A 15,781-nucleotide genomic window follows, 5' to 3' on the forward strand; every position below is an offset into this window, starting at 1 on the left:
CAACTTCGCCGAGTGAACGAACCGGGGGAGTTATGCACCGCATCCAGTCGAATACCGATATTCGCCCTCACGCACTCGCTCCGTCGCGTGTTACCGTGGGCCACGGACGGTGTGGTCGATGAGGAGAGGGGATCTCCCGGTGCGAGGACGAGATCGCAGCCTGGCGAAGGCGCAGAGCCTCGTCGAGAACGGCCTGAGCGTGGATGTCGTCGGCAGCCGGGGGAGCGGCCGCACCGCCTTCATGCAGGCCCTCGCCTCGAGGCTCGAAGACGGCGGATGGACCGTGCATCGCGTGCGAGGCGTGGCCTCGCTCAAGCAGAACCCGTTCGCGGCGATCGCTCTCGCCGGCATCGCCGAGCTGTCTCCGACCCGCCGCATCGACGCGGTGATCGAGGAGGTGGGACGCCAGCTGACCGAGCAGGTCGTGAACGGGCGATGCGCCTACTTCTTGGACGACTGGGACGATCTCGACGAGGTGTCGTGGGGCGTGATCGAGTACGTTCGACGCACGACCGGAGTGCCCGTCGTGATCTCCCGCCTGCAGGGTCTGCGCGCCCGACACACCCCGAGCGGTCTCCCGGCCTCGACACTTTCTCCGACGTACGTGATCGACATGCTCCCGCTGAGATTCGAAGACCTCGATGCGGTGATGAGCGAGTATCTGGGTGGAGGGATCGAACCCGGCACCTCGCGACGCCTGTACACGAAGTCCGGCGGCAACGTCGGTCTCGCCCTGTCGCTCGTGGACGCCACCGTGCGCGAGAACCGGCTCGCGCAGGTGGATGGGGGGCCGTGGGTCGCGACGGGAGAACTCTGGAGCCCGGCTCTCCGTGCGGTGATGGAGATGCACCTCGAGAGCCTCGACGCGGCGTCTCGCGACGCGCTCGAGACCATCGCGATGGTGGGGCTCGCGGATGTCGAAACCGTCCGGACCCTCGTCGACTGGCCGACGTTGGAGGTGCTCGAGGAGCGAGCGATGATCGCGTTCGCGCAGGGCAGCCGCAACAACTACGTCTCGGTGGTGCCGCCCCTCTTCACCAGTTACTTCCGGCACGATCCTCTCTCGGCGCGTCGCATTCGTCTCACGGAGAAGATTCTCTCCGCACTCGGGAGCACCTCGCTGAACTTCGAGCTCGAGCACGTGTGGGACGGGCTCGACGCCGCCGGGGAGCAGCAGGACGCGCTCTTCGCGGGAATGCTGCGCGAGTCGCTGAAGACGCGCCAGCTCGTCGCCGGGTACGAGTGGGAGAGGAGCTCGGATGTGCACACGGCCAACGCGTACATCGAGATCCTGACGCAGGCGGGTGTCGCGGCCTCCGGTCCCAGCATCGAACGCGTCTTCGCCGACACCGATGGGCGGAGCGGTGACATCGCGGCGCGTGCGGAATACTACTCGCGCCGAGCGGATTGGCTCGCCTACGGGCTGGGCAAGGTCGACGAGGCGCTCGCCTACTTGGAGATTCACGCCCGGGACCTCTCGAGCTACGGCCGAATGCTCGATGCTCGGCGCATCAGCATCCTCGCCGACTTCCGGTCCGTTCCCGACGGCTTCGAGATCGTGCTCGAAGTCACCGATGACCTGCCGCTTCCCGTGCAGACCGCTCTGCTCGAGACGCAACTCCGAGTGCTGATCATCGCGGGAAGACTGGCCGATGGCAACCGCGTCTACGAAGAGCTCCGCCGCCTCGATCCTCAGGGCGAACGCGCTGCCGCGCGCTCGGTGCAGGGCGTGAGTCTACTGGCCCAGGGCGCGTACGAGCTCGGAAGCCGCGACGTGCACAACGGTCTCGACGAAGCCCGCGGGAACCTCGACATCCACGCGTTCCGCGCCTTCGCCGGCGCGGCCGCCGCGGTTCATCTGCACAGCGGAGATCTGCGCGCTCAAGGGGAACTGCTCGATGTGGCGCTGTCGACCGGCGAGCTCGCCCCGCTTCCGCCCGGGAGCCGCACGTCGCTGCTCGTCTCGGCCTGCATCCTCACCGCCGCGCGCGGGCAGGTGGCGCTGTGCACCAAGTACGCCGAACTGCTCCGATCCGAGAGCCCGGCAGACCTCGCGCTGCCGGGGCAGAGCGCCGCCTGGGCGGAAGCGCAGATGGAACTCCTCGAGGGCGATGCGGAAGGCGCGGCGAACACGATGTGGGAATCGTCGACGGCATTGCGCGAGCGAGGAGCGGTGTTCGCGGCGCAGCTCGGCATGCTCGCGTCGTTGGAGATGAAGATGGACGACGGTCGTCTCGCCGAGACGCTCGAGTTCCTCGACCGGCACCCGGAGACGGTGGTGCTCCGCGCCCAGGGACGGTACCTCGAGGCCGGAGTGCGTGCAGACGCGGGCGCCATGCTGGAAGCCGCTCGGATGCTCGAGAAGCACCATCGGATCGGACTGGCGATGACGGCGTACGCTCGAGCCGCAGAGCTGTTCGCCGACGAGCAGAACTCCGAGCTCCGCGATGCAGCCGTCCGCGATGAGCGCCTGCTGCGTGCTCGGTTCAGCGGAACCCACTTCAACACGACACGATTCGGGGGGCTGGGCTCCGCGCTCTCGAAGCGGGAGAAGGAAGTCGCCTCACTGGCGGTGAACGGGTTGAGCAACCATGAGATCGCGACCCGGCTCGTCGTGAGCGTGCGAACGGTCGACAGCCACATGTACCGCATCATGCGCAAGCTCGGGGTCACCAGCAGGGACTCCCTCCAGGCGAAGCTCGGCGCGATCAGCCTGCTGTAGCAGTGGATTCGGGTTCGGAACCCGTGTGAGTATGCCATGATGCGTGTATGTGCGGCGGGTACTCGAAGGGCGCTGTACGCGGGGTGACGAGCGCTCGCGTCGGTCGTCGCTGGAAGGCCGTGCTCGCCGCTGCAGCGGTTCTCGTGCTGACCGGGTGCGGCGTCTCCATCCCATCCGACCCTGACGGGACCCTCGCACGCGCTGCGGGTGATGAGCTCCGCATCGGCCTGGCCATCGAGCCGGGGTTGATCGACAGCGGCGATCCCCCGACCGGCCCGCTCGTCGACGTCGCCCGCGAGTACGCCGCGTCGATCGACGCTGACGCGAAGTGGCAGATCGGCAGCGAGGAAGCCCTCGTCGAGATGCTCGAGCATCAGCGCATCGACATCGCCTTCGGTCACTTCTCACCGCAGTCGCCCTGGTCGGATCGAGCGGCCCTCTCCCGGCCGTTCACGCTGCAGGAGCGCGACAGCGGCGAGCTCGTCGCCCTGATGCCGCTCGGCGAGAACGCGCTGGTCTCGAACTTCGAGCACTTCATCGACGACAGCGGGAGGGCGCAATGAGCGATCGGATGCGCAGTCGTCTCGCCGAGGGGCTCCCCGAAGCGCAGGCGACCGCGCTGAAGCAGGCGATCAGGTGGCAGATCTTCACGGTCGCGTACACGGCGGTCACGATCACTGCGGTCGCATTCGTGCTCGGGAACTCCCAGGCGATGAAGACCGCCTGGATCGAGGACATGCTCTCGCTCCTGCCTCAGGTGTCGTTCTTCGTCGCACTGCTGTTCATGAACCGTCGCCCCACCCCGAAGTCGCCGTACGGCAAGCATCGTGCGATGAGCGTCGGGCATCTGGTCGCCGGGGTGGCTCTCCTCGCAGTAGGCGGCAGCCTCGCGGCCGAAGCGATCATCGGGATCGTGCGGGCCGAACACCCCACGATCGGCACGGTGAACCTGTTCGGATACACGGTCTGGCTCGGATGGCTGATGGTCATCGTCATGGCGATCATCGTGGTCGGCCCCGTCTTGTACGGCCCGGCGAAAGCGAAGCTCGCGCCCGTGCTGCACAACAAGCTGCTGTACGCGGATGCCGACATGGCCAAAGCGGACTGGCAGACGAACGCGGCATCGATCATCGGAGTCCTCGGAGTGGGGATCGGGTGGTGGTGGCTCGATGGCGCCGCCGCGATCTTCATCTCGTCCGGAATCATCTGGGACGGCTTCCGCAACACGAGAGCGGCAGTGTCAGACCTCATGGATCAGCGTGCCCGAACCTTCGACAACAGGGATCGACATCCGCTCGCCGACGATATCCACGAATACCTCGGGGGGCTCGCATGGATCACGCAGGCCGGTATCCGGATGCGCGATGAAGGCCAGGTGTTTCACATCGAGGTGTTCATCGTTCCCGGTGACGACGCATTCACAGCAGAACGAGCCGATGAGATCACCCGCGCGCTGCACGACCTCGATTGGAAGGTGCAGGACGTCGTCGTCGCGGTGACCGGAGCGCTTCCCGACCACCTCGATCTTCCGAGGAGTGCCGACGCAAGGTCATGAGTTCCCGATGCCTGGAGGATCGATGAAGGCGCGCAGGCGTTCTCTGCACATGCTGCCGGGGGACGCGAGCGATACGGAGCGCGCCGATTCGAGTACTGCAAAGCGGTGCTCCGATTCGGGTTGGCCCGCAGTTGGCGATTCCGCGCTGCACGGTCGAGCGAGTATTGCAGGGCAGCACACGCTCGCAGGACCACCCACCCCCCCTAGCGACTGGGGGCGTGCGGCTGCAGGGGTGCAGTGCACCTCGCTGGAGGATTGGCCGCTCGAGAACCTCGGTTCACGCCCGTACGCGATGATGCGGCCAATCCTCCACTCATCTCGCGCGTTCCAGCACTTGGCAGCCCGTCTGGCTCGGTCCGAAGCAGAAACGGCCTATCCTCGGTAAGAGGCGATCGACGCAGAACCCCGCGTCGGATCGAGGACGAGCGCGGTACCCCCGCGCGATGCGACGGGTGAAGAGAGAGCTGGAACTATGAGCGACCTTGCAGTATTCGATCAGTACGAGTCCGAGGTGCGCGGTTACATCCGTTCATTCCCCGTCGTCTTCGAACGCGCGCGGGGCTCGGTACTCACCGCCGATGACGGCCGGGAGTACCTCGACTTCTTCAGCGGTGCCGGCGTCGTCAACTACGGCCACAACAATCCGGTGTTCACGACCGCGCTGATCGAGTATCTGCAGAGCGGCGGCATCATCCACGGTCTCGACATGGCGACCTCGGCGAAGCGAGACTTCATCGAAGCGTTCCAGCGGCTAGTGCTCGCACCGCGAGGGCTCGACTACAAGATGCAGTTCACCGGCCCGACCGGCGCCAACGCCGTGGAATCCGCGTTGAAGCTCGCTCGTCTGGCGACGGGGCGGCAGAACGTCGTCGCGTTCACCAACGGCTTCCACGGGCTCAGCCTCGGGGCGCTCGCCGCAACCGGCAACGAGAAGTACCGAACCGCGGGAGGAGTCTCGCTCGGCGATGTCACCCGACTGCCGTACGACGGCTATCTCGGCGAGGGGGTCGACACGCTCGATCTCCTCGAGCGCATGCTCGACGACCCCGGCTCGGGGCTCGACCACCCCGCCGCGGTGATCGTCGAGACGATCCAGGGCGAGGGGGGCATCAATGCGGCCGGCACGGCCTGGCTGCAGCGCCTGCGCACGATCACCGAGCAGCGCGGCATCCTGCTCATCGTCGACGACATCCAGTCGGGCGTCGGCCGCAGCGGGGCGTTCTTCAGCTTCGAGGAGTCGGGCATCGTGCCCGATCTCGTCACCGTGTCGAAGTCGATCTCCGCGTCGGGCCTGCCCATGGCGATGCTGCTGATGCGGCCGGAGATCGACGTGTGGAAGCCCGGCGCGCACACGGGCACATTCCGCGGCAACAACCTGGCGTTCGTCTCGGCGCGGGTCGCACTCGAGACCTACTGGGCCGACAGCGCCTTCACGGACGCGATCGCGGAGCGTGAGCGGCACCTGCGCGCCGCGCTCGAGAGAATCGCAGCCGAATTCCCGGCGGCGGAGTTCAGGGTGCGCGGCCGCGGTCTCATGTACGGCCTCGCCTCCACCGCGATGCCGCAGCTCGCCGCAGCGGTGTCTCGCGAGGCGTTCGAGCGCGGCGTCGTGATCGAGACCTCCGGCGCACGCGACGAGGTGCTGAAGTTCCTTCCAGCGCTCACGATCACGGCAGACGAACTCGATCGCGGCATCGTCGTCGTGCGGGAGGCGCTCGCCGCGGCGCTCGCGTCGACGAGCCGCGCAGAGGCATAACGCAGAGCACGATCCGGTCACAAGGCCCTGTCATCAGTCGACCCCTGAGCACTAGGGTGAGACACTGCGCCGTCTTCGGCGCGAACTCCGAGGGGGCGACGTGATCGAATTCGAGCGGGTATCGAAGGTGTTCCCCGGCGGAGCCACGGCGGTGCACGAGTTCTCCTACACGATCCCGTCCCATCGGGCGGTCGTGCTGGTCGGCTCGTCCGGATCGGGTAAGACCACGCTGATGCGCATGGTCAACCGCATGGTCGATCCGAGCGAGGGTCGGGTCCTCATCGACGGCGAAGACGTGCGGGATCGCAACGCCGTCGACCTGCGCCGCTCGATCGGGTACGTCCTGCAGCAGGGGGGTCTGCTGCCGCACCGCACTGTTGCCGACAACGTCGCGACTGTTCCGGTGCTCACGGGGACGACGCGCCGCGAAGCGCGTCGCGCCGCCGGCGCGCTCCTCGAACGAGTCGGGCTCGATCCCGCTCTCGGCGCGCGCTACCCGGCGCAGCTCTCGGGTGGGCAGCAGCAGCGCGTCGGCGTGGCGAGGGCTCTGGCCTCGGATCCGAATATCCTGCTCATGGACGAACCGTTCGGCGCCGTCGATCCGATCGTGCGACGCGAGCTGCAGCAGGAGCTGCTGCGCCTGCAGGCCGAGCTCGGCAAGACCATTCTCTTCGTCACGCACGATGTCGACGAGGCCTTCCTCATCGGCGAGGAGGTCGTCGTACTCGAAGCGGGAGGACGGATCGCGCAGAGCGGCACCCCCGCGGAGATCCTCGGCAGCCCCGCGAGCGACTTCGTGCGCGACTTCGTGGGCGCCGATCGCGGTGAGCGCCGCCTCCGCGTGATCGAGAGCGCCGGGCAGCGCCTCGCCGTCGATGCGGCCGGCCGCCCGGTGGGAGTGCTCGAGTCGTGAACTGGCCGATTGCGAACTGGGAGTTCGTGCTCGAACTGGCCGTCGAGCATCTGCTGCTCAGCGTTCCCGCGATCCTCATCAGCATCGTCGTGGCGGTGCCGATCGGACGCCTCGCGTTCCGCAGACCTCGCATCGGTGGTCCGCTTCTGTCCGTCGCGTCTCTCGCGTACGCGATTCCGGCGCTGCCGCTGCTCATCATCATTCCGGCGCTCATCGGCACCTCGCTGCGCTCCTGGCAGACCATGGTCGCGGCGCTGAGCGTGTACGGCGTCGCACTGCTCGTGCGCACGGCGTGCGATGCCTTCGCCTCGGTCGACGGTCAGCTGCGCGATGCGGCACTCGCGATCGGCTTCGCGCGGCGGGGGCTGTTCTGGCGGGTCGACCTGCCGCTCGCGGTGCCGGTGCTGATCTCCGGGATCCGAGTGGTGTCGGTGTCGACCATCAGTCTCGTGACGCTCGGCGCGCTCATCGGGGTTCCGAGCCTCGGCACCCTGCTGACCGACGGCTTTCAGCGCGGCATCTTCGCAGAGATCTGGACCGGGGTCATCGCGACGGTGCTCCTGGCGCTGCTGCTCGACTTCGCGGTGCTCGCGATCGGCCGCATGCTGACACCCTGGTCGCGGCGCGTCTCCGCGCGCACCGTCGATCGCGCGCGCACGACGGCTCCGGCGATGGAGGGGGAGCGCGCGTGAACCTGTTCGTCGACGCCATCGCCTGGCTCACCGACCCCGCCAGCTGGAGCGGAAGCGGGGGCATCCCCGCGCGCCTGCTGCAGCACCTCGCGCTCGCGCTCGGTGCGCTGCTACTCGCCGCCGTCATCGCCCTGCCGCTCGGCTCGATCATCGGTCACGCGCGCCGTGGCGCGGGCGCGGTGGGCGCACTTGCGGGAGCGGCTCGCGCACTGCCGACGCTCGGCGTCCTCACGCTGTTCGGGCTCGCGCTCGGGATCGGCGTCGCCGCGCCGGTGCTCGCCCTGATCGTGCTCGCCATCCCCTCGCTGCTCGCCGGTGCGTACGCGGGCGTCAGCGCGATCGAGCCCTCGATCCCGTCCGCAGCGAAGGCCGTGGGGTTCAGTCCCGTGCAGGTGCTCATGCGCGTCGAACTCCCACTCGCCCTGCCCGTGATGATCGGGGGCGTGCGCGCGGCGACGCTGCAGGTGGTCTCGACGGCGACGCTCGCCGCGTACACCTCCGATGTCGGTCTCGGGCGGTACCTCTTCGCCGGCCTGAAATCTCGCGACTACGGTCTGATGCTCGCCGGAGCGCTGCTCGTGATCGCGTTGACGCTCGTGCTCGAGATACTGCTCGCACTCCTCCAGCGCATGGCGGCCCGGCGCATCGCGCGACTTCCGGTCGCCACCCGCTGACCACTCCGAACCCTCAGTTTCTTCGAACACTTCCGACCGAGAGGAACCCCGATCATGCAACGTCGACCAGTACTGCGCCCCGCCCGCCTGGGCGCCGCGCTCGCCGCAGGTGCCATCGCGCTCACCGCGGCGCTCACCGGCTGCTCGAGCGGAGACCCGCTCGCGGAAGACGGCGGCAACGGCGACACGTCGTCGTCCGAATCCGGCGCCATCGTCGTCGGCTCCCAGGACTACTACTCGAACGAGATCATCGCCGAGATCTACGCCCAGGCGCTCGAAGCCGATGGCTTCGATGTCGATCGCCAGTTCCGCATCGGCCAGCGCGAGGTCTACCTCCCCGAGATCGAGAGCGGCACGATCGACCTGTTCCCCGAATACACGGGCAACCTGCTGCAGTACTTCGACGCAGACGCCCCCGAGCGGGTCTCCGACGAGGTGTACAACGCGCTCGTCGATGCGATGCCCGAGGGTTTGCGCGTGCTCGAGCAGTCGCCGGCGACGGATCAGGACACCTACGTCGTCACGCGCGAATTCGCGGAGAAGTGGGATCTCGAGACCGTCGAAGATCTGAAGAACGTCACCGATCCGCTCACCTTCGGCTCGAACTCCGAGGCGGAGACCCGCCCGTACGGCCCCGAGGGTCTCGCTGAGACCTACGGGATCGAGGACGTGCAGTTCACCCCGATCGAGGACAGCGGCGGACCGCTCACGGTGAAGGCGCTCAAGGATGGCGCGATCCAGTTCGCCAACATCTATTCGGCGGACCCCTCGCTCGCCGCCAACGACCTCGTCACGCTCGAGGACACGAAGGGCATCTTCCTCGCCTCGCACGTCGTGCCGATCGCGAGCGATAAGATCGATGACCAGGCGGAAGGCGTGATCAACGACGTCAATGCGGCGCTGACCCCGGAGGATCTCGTGGAGCTCAACGGGCAGAGCGTGAACGAGGAGCGCCCCGCAGCGGACATCGCCGCGGAGTGGCTCGAGGGCCAGTCCTTCTGAGCTGATCAGCCGGTCGGCCGCTCACTCGGTCGGCCGGCATTCAGCGCCGGAAAGATGTGGTCCGTGTTCAGCGGCGCCATGTCGGCTCGCGCGGTACGCGGATCGACCCATTCGAGTGCGGCGATCTCCGCCTGCGGCCCGGCCGACTGAGCGGCGGGGATCAACGGATGCTCGAACACCGTCGCTTCGACGATGTGGCCGGGCTCATTCGCCGCGCTCGCGCGGAACACCCCGAGCTCGCGAAGGCGGGAGCGTTCGAGGGGCACGCCGAGCTCCTCCGCGAACTCCCGCACCGCCGTATCGACCGGCGCCTCGCCCGGCTCGTGCTTGCCACCGGGCAGCATGAGCGCCGTCGTGCCGCGCTTGCGGACATTGAGCACCCGGCCCTCGGCGTCGCGCATGACCACCGCGCTGACGCGGATGATCTTCGCCGCCTGGTCTTCGCTCATGGTGCATACCCCGGCGCGCTCGGCAGCTCGAAGAACTCCTCGAGCGTGGAGACGCCGCTGTCGCGCAGGTGCTGGGCGAGGTCGGTGCCCACGAACCGGAAGTGCCAGGGCTCGGGCATGAATCCCGTCACATGCTCCTTCCCGTCGGGGTAGCGGACGACGAACCCGTACTCCGCTGCGTGCTCGGCGAGCCAGACGCCGGCGGGAGTCTGCCCGAAGCAGGCGGCGAGATAGCAGGCGCCGGAGTCGTCGAAGTCGACGGCGAGCCCGGTCTGGTGCTCGGAGTGGCCGGGTCGCGCCGAGTAGGTGTCAGCCGCCTCCTGCCCGTCCCGAGCGACGTACCCGTCGTAGAGCGCGGCTTGGGTGCTGTAGTCGCGGTATGCGCTGATGATGCGCACATCGAGCCCCTCGGCCGCGGCCGCGCCGACGAGGGCCTCCACCGCTCGTGCGGCTGGTTCGCGCAACGGCTGATCGAATTCGTTCTCCACGCCCTCGGGCCTCACGAGGTCGGTCGGTGCGAAGTCGGCCGGCTGCAGAGCGCGCTGCTTGTTGGTGACCACCCAGAGCGACATCGGGTCGTCGAGAGAGTGGGCGGAGCGGTCGAACTCAGGCGCTTCGGGAGGGTCGGCGGATGCATCGCTCCCCGCCGGGGCGCTCGTCTCGGCAGCGGCGCGGGACTCCGGGGGAGCGCTCGGTGCGGGGGCGGTGCTCATCGCGCCCTCGTCGGGCTCGGGCGCGCATCCTGCCAGTGCGAGCACCGATGCCGCGATGGTCAGCGCAGCCATGGTCGTTCGGAGCGGTCGGCTGGGCATGGAACCATGCTATCGGCGGAGCGGCGCGATGGCGGGCCCTGCACCGACGGTTACGCTGGTGCCATGCAGGATGGCAGCGAGACGCGACCGGGCGGCCCGGCGGGCTACACTCCCATCGCGGTCACGGGGAAGCGCCGCCTCTCCCGTCGAACGCGCCTGATCTTGACGCTCACCGCGGCGGCAGTCGTCGTGCTCGGCATCGGCGGTGGTGCTGCCGCGCTGGTATGGAGCTCGGAGCAGCGGTCGACCCCGCCGGTCGCCGGCGCCGACCCCGAGCCTTCGGAAGAGCCGCCCGCCGAGGCCGACGAACCGAAGCCGGAGCCCGATCCCGCCGCGGAGGACGAAACCGATGACGGAAGGGTGACGGTCATCGCCATGGGCGACATGCTGCCGCACGACTCCATCAACGAACAGGCGCTGCAGCCGAGCGGAACCCCGGACTACGGGCAGTTCTTCACCGGGATCGCGCCGCAGCTCGAGGCCGCAGATGTCACGTTCTGCAATCAGGAGGTGCCGAGCGCGGGAGCCGATTTCGGTATCAGCGGATACCCGACGTTCAATGCGCCCGTCGAGTTCGCCGGCGCCCTCCACGGTGCGGCGGGGTGCGACCTCGTGAACCTGGCGACGAATCACAGTGCGGACCTCGGTACCGCGGGCATCGCCGCGACCCGCGGCGTGTGGGATGGGCTGACTCCCTCGGCCGTCGGCGGTGCGAACCGCGACGCCGAGGAGCAGCGGACGGTCCAGGTCTTCGAGCAGGGCGGCGTGACGTTCGCGCTGGTCTCGTTCGCCGAGTACTCCAACGCTCCGATCGACGCGGTATCGCTGAACACGATGGGCGACGACGCGCTCGTCACCGACCTCATGACGCAGGCCGACGAGTTGGCCGATGTGGTCGTCGTCTCCGCCCACTGGGGCACAGAGGACTCCCATGAGGTCAACGACCAGCAGCGCGCCTTCGCGCAGCGGGTCGCAGATCTCGGCGCAGATGTCATCGTCGGCACCGGCCCGCACGTGCTGCAGCCGACGACCTGGCTCGACCGGGCCGACGGCGGTCGCACGCTCGTGTGGTACTCGATCGGAAACATGCTGAACACGCAGCTGGGGCTCGATCAGCGCACCGGCGTGATCGCCGGATTCGACGCCGTGCGCGATCCGGATTCCGGCGACGTCGCGATCGAGAATCCGACCGGCATCCTCACGTACATGCACTACGACTGGACGGCGGAGCAGGAGGCGGCGGGAGACCTGCTCGCGCGCACGAATCTGTCGATCACCCCGTTGGCCGCGTCCGGCGAACTCCTGAACGCGACGCGCTTCGGAGTGACGCCCGAGCAGCAGATCGAAGCGTCTACGGCGATCCTCGGGCCCGATGTCGCCATCCTGCCCGAATAGCGGCGCCGAGGCCCCTCAGAGACGGCCGTCGCCGAGCGAGCGGTAGTCGGCGGAGCTGAGCCGGTCGCCGATCACGGGGAACTCGTCGCGCACCGCCGCGACCTGTGCGGGATCGACATCGACGATCAGCACGTCCTCGCCGTCCCCGCACTCCGCGACGACGCGCCCCGAAGGGTCTATCACGCGACTGAACCCGCCGAGCTGCACACCGGACTGGCTGCCGCACGCGTTCGTCGCGACGACCCAGAGCTGGTGCTCGACGGCCCGCGCCTGCGTGAGCAGCCGCCAGTGCTCCCGCCGAGCGGCGGGCCAGGCCGCGGGCACGATCGCGGATTCGGCCCCGCGCTCGCTGAGCTCCTGCCACAGACCGGGGAACCTCAGGTCGTAGCAGGTCGTGCTCGCGGTCGCGCCGAGGATGCTGGGCGCGACGCTCAGTGATCGCCCGGGGGTGAGCAGCTGGGACTCCGACGACTGGTAGCCGAAGACGTGGATCTTCCGGTACGTCTGCGACACGCGGCCGGTCGCGTCGACGAGCACGGCCGTATTGTGGAGTGCTCCCCCCTCGCCCCGCTCGACGATGCTGCCGAGGTGCACCTCGCTGCCGAGGTCGCGGGCCACCCGCTGCGCCATCCGCACCGTCGGCCCGTCCAGCGTCTCCGCGCGTTCCGCGTACCGGTCGAAGGCGAAGTACCCGGCGCTCCACAGCTCCGGCAGCGTGATGAGGTCGACGTGCTCGATCTCGCGCAGGAGCGACTCGACGCGGTCGATGCGCTGTGCGGGGGATTCATCGTCGGGGCTCGCGATCTGGGCGACGGCGACGCGTCGGGGGCCGGGGATCGCGGAACTCGGGGGCGCGTGCATGTCTCACAGCCTAGGTGAGGCGCGCCACGCACGACAGCGCGGACCGGCGTGGCAGGATGGGACGTGCCCGGTCGTGCCGATCCGGGTCGCGAATACGACGGGACGGGTGAGGTATGACGATCGACACGGCCGAACTCCCGGACCCGGATGGCCCAGAGGATCGGCCGACGCCTCCCGGCAACCCCGGCTGGTTGAGCGACGACGAGCTGAGCTTCGTCCGAGGGCGCATGCCGATCATGTACGTCGAGGCCGTCCCCGTGCGACTCGACGGGCTGGGCCAGGTCGTCGAGGTCGGCCTCCTGCTGCGGAGCACTCCGGAGGGCGTGATGCAGCGGTCGCTCGTCTCGGGCAGGGTGCGCTACGGGGAGACGCTGCGGGAGGCGCTCTTCCGCCACCTGGAGAACGACCTCGGGCCGATGGCGTTCCCGCAGATGCCCGCCGCGCTCGTGCCCGCGCAGGTCGCCGAGTACTTCCCGATGCCCGGAATCTCGCCGTTTGTCGACGATCGGCAGCACGCCGTCTCGCTCGTCTACGTCGTCCCGGTGACGGGCACGTGCAATCCGCGTCAAGACGCCCTCGAGGTCACGTGGATGGCGCCCGAGGAGGCGACATCGCCCTCGACGCTCGACGAGTTCTCGAACGGACGCGGCGCGCTGCTGCGCCAGGCGCTGTCGTCGATCAGCTGCTGAGGCGGGTTCGCGGGATTCGAGGGGTCACCGCTTGCGCCACGTGATGACGTGCCGCGCCGAGAACCCCCGAGCGCACGCTCCGCAGGAGTGCACGCGCGTCGGCCTGCGGAACCGGAAGTGCTCGTGTCCCGCGGAGCAGGTGCCCACCCAGGGAGCGCGCTCGTGCGCGATCTCCCCGCGGTGCGTCACCCCGCCGACGTATCCGATCTGCTGGGCGATCGCCTTCCACCGCGCTCCATGCGCGGCGTCGGGCCCCGCGAGCGCGTGCGCCACCTCGTGGAGCAGCACCTGGTGGATCTCGTCGTCCTCGAACTTCTCGGCCAGGTACCGCGACACCGTGATGCGTCGATCGGTGTAGTTGCAGAGCCCCGCGCGACGCTTCGCGTTGTCGAACGCGAAGGTCCACGGCTCGGCGGATCGCGCTGGGTCGACGGGAAGATGCATCGCGATGAGCGCGTCGGCCCAGATGCGCACTCGCGCGAGGTCGGCCATGCGTTCAGCTCCGCTCGAAGAGTGCGCGCGCGGGCTCGGGGGAGTCGACCGCCGTAGCGTCCGTGACCGGGGCGGCGCTCCGCACGAGCTCGTCGAACTCGCGTCCGACGATCATCCGCGCGGGGTGGGGTCCACCCGCGAGCAACCGGGGGAGCCAGTCGAGGGACTCGAGATCGGTGTCGGACGCGATGAACACGACATTGCCGAATCGGCGGCCCTTGAGCACCTGCGGCTCTGCGACCGCCGCCGTCGAGGCGAAGAGGTGCGAGAGCGTGGCCGCTTGACCGCGCACGAACGGCAGCCCCGCCCCGTCGGCGGCGTTGACCACGATGAGACCGCCGGGCGCGAGGAACGGGCGCAGCAGCGCGTAGAACTCGACACTCGAGACGTGCGCGGGCGTGCGGGCGCCGGCGAAGATGTCGACCACGATCAGGTCCATCGCGCCGCGCATGCCCTCCGGGAGCTTCTCGACGACCGCACGCGCGTCGCCCCGACGCACCCGGATGCTCGCCCGCTTCGGGAGCGGCGCGGCCTCGCGCACGAGGTCGACGAGCGCGCCTTCGAGTTCGACGACCTGCTGGCGGCTGCCGGGCCGCGTCGCCTCGATGTAGCGCGGCAGCGTGAACGCGCCCCCGCCCAGGTGGAGAGCCGACACCGGCTGCCCGCTCAGGCGGAAGAGATCGATCACGTGCCCGATGCGGCGGATGTACTCGAAGAACAGCTCCGACGGGTCGCGCAGGTTGACGTGGGACTGCGGAGTGCCGTCGACGAGCAGCTGCACGGCCCCGGGCACCCAGCGATCCTCCTCGATCTCGGCGCTCAGACCCGAGGTGAGGGTGACCTGGCGAGCCGCCGGTGCGGGGCGGTCGGTGCGGCGCGCTTCGCTCATGAGGATCAGCCTACGCGCCGGCGCAGGTGCGGGCCGTGCGCGGCCGGGGCGAGGTCACCGCCGCGCGGCGGGCGCCGACTGCGGGCCGAACCAGAGCCGGCGGGCGATGATCGCGGCGGCGACGCCGAGGACGGCGCCGGCCACGGTGTCGGTGAGCCAGTGCACGTGGAGCGCCGTACGGCTCCACATCATCGCGATGATCCAGAGCGCCGCGGCGGCGGTGATCCAACCGCGCAGGCGCGCATCGATGCGATCGGAGCCGATCGCGACCAGCACCACCGAGACCGCGAGTGCTGCGGCCCCCATGGAGTGCCCGGAGGGGTACGAGGCGCCGAAGCTCTCGAAGAGCTGACCGGTCGGTCTCGTGCGCAGGGTGATCGCTTTGACCGCCTCCGAGGCGATGACGCCGAGTACCGCCGCTGTGAGGATCGCGGCCCCGTCTCTCGGTCTGCGGAGCGCGAAGCAGAGCGCTCCGAGGATCGCGGCGCACGCCGCCGCGCCGATACCGTCGCCCACCTGTGCGAGGAACACGGCGACCGCGAAGAGGGCCGACCCGCGCTCGATCGACACCGTGTCGGCCCACCAGGCGTCGATTCCGAAGACGCCGGTCTGCGCGAAGCGCTGGTAGGCGCCGAACACCCCGATCACCAGCATCGCGGCGATGGACGCCGCGACCGCGGCGGGCGGGGGAGTGCGTCGGGCTGCCGCCGACCGCTGCGGTCGAGGAACGGGGGCGCGGTCGGAGGGTGCCATTCCGTTACGCTAGTGGAGACTCCTGTGAGCGGCGGCCCGAAATGCCGACCCGGGCTGAGCGTCATGTCGCACTGGACAGGCGGTAACGATGCTGTTACAGTTGACAGTTGCACTACGGACACCAGTG

The 15,781-nt window shown here is 69.1% G+C and carries 16 protein-coding genes; 10 read left to right on the forward strand and 6 right to left on the reverse strand.

Annotation, left to right across the window (positions count from 1 at the left end; translation table 11 throughout):
• Positions 1 to 139 precede the first annotated feature (139 nt).
• The 8 genes from PQI23_RS01620 to PQI23_RS01655 all read left to right on the forward strand — a co-directional run bounded on the left by PQI23_RS01620 (position 140) and on the right by PQI23_RS01655 (position 9,314).
• A complete protein-coding gene (locus PQI23_RS01620) occupies positions 140 to 2,722 on the forward strand; it encodes a LuxR C-terminal-related transcriptional regulator (RefSeq protein WP_339970921.1) in 2,583 nt (860 codons plus the stop codon).
• A 47-nt stretch (positions 2,723 to 2,769) separates the two neighbouring features.
• Positions 2,770 to 3,285 (forward strand): hypothetical protein, encoded by a 516-nt coding sequence (locus PQI23_RS01625; protein WP_339970923.1) that lies wholly within the window; start codon positions 2,770 to 2,772, stop codon positions 3,283 to 3,285.
• A complete protein-coding gene (locus PQI23_RS01630) occupies positions 3,282 to 4,277 on the forward strand; it encodes a cation diffusion facilitator family transporter (protein ID WP_339970924.1) in 996 nt (331 codons plus the stop codon). Before PQI23_RS01625 ends, PQI23_RS01630 begins: the two co-directional genes overlap by 4 nt.
• 472 nt (positions 4,278 to 4,749) lie before the next feature.
• Positions 4,750 to 6,033 carry a diaminobutyrate--2-oxoglutarate transaminase gene (gene ectB / locus PQI23_RS01635; RefSeq protein ID WP_339970926.1) on the forward strand — a complete coding sequence of 428 codons (1,284 nt, stop codon included), beginning with the start codon at positions 4,750 to 4,752 and terminating at the stop codon, positions 6,031 to 6,033.
• A gap of 100 nt (positions 6,034 to 6,133) precedes the next feature.
• Positions 6,134 to 6,946 (forward strand): ABC transporter ATP-binding protein, encoded by an 813-nt coding sequence (locus PQI23_RS01640; RefSeq protein ID WP_339970928.1) that lies wholly within the window; start codon positions 6,134 to 6,136, stop codon positions 6,944 to 6,946.
• The gene (locus PQI23_RS01645; RefSeq protein WP_339970930.1) at positions 6,943 to 7,638 is read left to right on the forward strand and encodes an ABC transporter permease; all 696 of its coding nucleotides are present in this window, start codon (positions 6,943 to 6,945) and stop codon (positions 7,636 to 7,638) included. The genes PQI23_RS01640 and PQI23_RS01645 overlap by 4 nt, the downstream gene beginning before the upstream one ends.
• The gene (locus PQI23_RS01650; RefSeq protein ID WP_339970932.1) at positions 7,635 to 8,312 is read left to right on the forward strand and encodes an ABC transporter permease; all 678 of its coding nucleotides are present in this window, start codon (positions 7,635 to 7,637) and stop codon (positions 8,310 to 8,312) included. The genes PQI23_RS01645 and PQI23_RS01650 overlap by 4 nt, the downstream gene beginning before the upstream one ends.
• Positions 8,313 to 8,366: 54 nt before the next feature.
• Complete coding sequence (locus PQI23_RS01655) at positions 8,367 to 9,314, forward strand: ABC transporter substrate-binding protein (RefSeq protein ID WP_339970934.1); 948 nt, start codon at positions 8,367 to 8,369, stop codon at positions 9,312 to 9,314.
• Positions 9,315 to 9,319: 5 nt separating this feature from the next.
• Here the strand turns inward: PQI23_RS01655 and PQI23_RS01660 are convergent, their stop codons facing one another.
• Both PQI23_RS01660 and PQI23_RS01665 read right to left on the reverse strand, forming a co-directional pair.
• Positions 9,320 to 9,763, reverse strand: a complete 444-nt coding sequence (locus PQI23_RS01660) for an NUDIX hydrolase (RefSeq protein ID WP_339970936.1) — start codon at positions 9,761 to 9,763, stop codon at positions 9,320 to 9,322.
• On the reverse strand, positions 9,760 to 10,575 hold the full coding sequence (locus PQI23_RS01665; protein ID WP_339970938.1) for a M15 family metallopeptidase: 816 nt from the start codon (positions 10,573 to 10,575) through the stop codon (positions 9,760 to 9,762). The genes PQI23_RS01660 and PQI23_RS01665 overlap by 4 nt, the downstream gene beginning before the upstream one ends.
• 63 nt (positions 10,576 to 10,638) lie before the next feature.
• On the opposite strand from PQI23_RS01665, the gene PQI23_RS01670 reads away from it, so the two are divergent.
• Positions 10,639 to 11,970: a CapA family protein gene (locus PQI23_RS01670; protein ID WP_339970939.1), complete on the forward strand. Its 1,332-nt coding sequence runs from the start codon at positions 10,639 to 10,641 to the stop codon at positions 11,968 to 11,970.
• A gap of 15 nt (positions 11,971 to 11,985) precedes the next feature.
• Here the strand turns inward: PQI23_RS01670 and PQI23_RS01675 are convergent, their stop codons facing one another.
• A complete protein-coding gene (locus PQI23_RS01675; RefSeq protein ID WP_339970941.1) occupies positions 11,986 to 12,831 on the reverse strand; it encodes a nitrilase-related carbon-nitrogen hydrolase in 846 nt (281 codons plus the stop codon).
• 113 nt (positions 12,832 to 12,944) lie between these two features.
• On the opposite strand from PQI23_RS01675, the gene PQI23_RS01680 reads away from it, so the two are divergent.
• Entirely contained in the window at positions 12,945 to 13,520 is a 576-nt protein-coding gene (locus PQI23_RS01680; protein WP_339970943.1) for an NUDIX hydrolase family protein, read from the forward strand.
• A 24-nt stretch (positions 13,521 to 13,544) separates the two neighbouring features.
• Here the strand turns inward: PQI23_RS01680 and PQI23_RS01685 are convergent, their stop codons facing one another.
• From PQI23_RS01685 to PQI23_RS01695, 3 genes are read right to left on the reverse strand one after another with little or no spacing between them, the layout of a single operon-like run.
• A complete protein-coding gene (locus PQI23_RS01685) occupies positions 13,545 to 14,012 on the reverse strand; it encodes a SprT-like domain-containing protein (protein ID WP_339970945.1) in 468 nt (155 codons plus the stop codon).
• Between the two features lie 4 nt (positions 14,013 to 14,016).
• The gene (locus PQI23_RS01690) at positions 14,017 to 14,901 is read right to left on the reverse strand and encodes a spermidine synthase (RefSeq protein WP_339970947.1); all 885 of its coding nucleotides are present in this window, start codon (positions 14,899 to 14,901) and stop codon (positions 14,017 to 14,019) included.
• A gap of 54 nt (positions 14,902 to 14,955) precedes the next feature.
• Positions 14,956 to 15,654 carry a phosphatase PAP2 family protein gene (locus tag PQI23_RS01695; RefSeq protein ID WP_339970949.1) on the reverse strand — a complete coding sequence of 233 codons (699 nt, stop codon included), beginning with the start codon at positions 15,652 to 15,654 and terminating at the stop codon, positions 14,956 to 14,958.
• Positions 15,655 to 15,781 lie beyond the last annotated feature (127 nt).

The sequence above is a fragment of the Leucobacter sp. USCH14 genome (genome assembly GCF_037619215.1).
GTDB lineage: Bacteria > Actinomycetota > Actinomycetes > Actinomycetales > Microbacteriaceae > Leucobacter.

Coding starts and splice junctions, on each gene's coding strand:
- PQI23_RS01625 (WP_339970923.1), top strand. CDS start 2,770: ATGTGCGGCGGGTACTCGAAGGGCGCTGTACGCGGGGTGACGAGCGCT.
- PQI23_RS01630 (WP_339970924.1), top strand. CDS start 3,282: ATGAGCGATCGGATGCGCAGTCGTCTCGCCGAGGGGCTCCCCGAAGCG.
- ectB (WP_339970926.1), top strand. CDS start 4,750: ATGAGCGACCTTGCAGTATTCGATCAGTACGAGTCCGAGGTGCGCGGT.
- PQI23_RS01655 (WP_339970934.1), top strand. CDS start 8,367: ATGCAACGTCGACCAGTACTGCGCCCCGCCCGCCTGGGCGCCGCGCTC.
- PQI23_RS01660 (WP_339970936.1), bottom strand. CDS start 9,763: ATGAGCGAAGACCAGGCGGCGAAGATCATCCGCGTCAGCGCGGTGGTC.
- PQI23_RS01665 (WP_339970938.1), bottom strand. CDS start 10,575: ATGCCCAGCCGACCGCTCCGAACGACCATGGCTGCGCTGACCATCGCG.
- PQI23_RS01670 (WP_339970939.1), top strand. CDS start 10,639: ATGCAGGATGGCAGCGAGACGCGACCGGGCGGCCCGGCGGGCTACACT.
- PQI23_RS01675 (WP_339970941.1), bottom strand. CDS start 12,831: ATGCACGCGCCCCCGAGTTCCGCGATCCCCGGCCCCCGACGCGTCGCC.
- PQI23_RS01680 (WP_339970943.1), top strand. CDS start 12,945: ATGACGATCGACACGGCCGAACTCCCGGACCCGGATGGCCCAGAGGAT.
- PQI23_RS01685 (WP_339970945.1), bottom strand. CDS start 14,012: ATGGCCGACCTCGCGCGAGTGCGCATCTGGGCCGACGCGCTCATCGCG.
- PQI23_RS01690 (WP_339970947.1), bottom strand. CDS start 14,901: ATGAGCGAAGCGCGCCGCACCGACCGCCCCGCACCGGCGGCTCGCCAG.
- PQI23_RS01695 (WP_339970949.1), bottom strand. CDS start 15,654: ATGGCACCCTCCGACCGCGCCCCCGTTCCTCGACCGCAGCGGTCGGCG.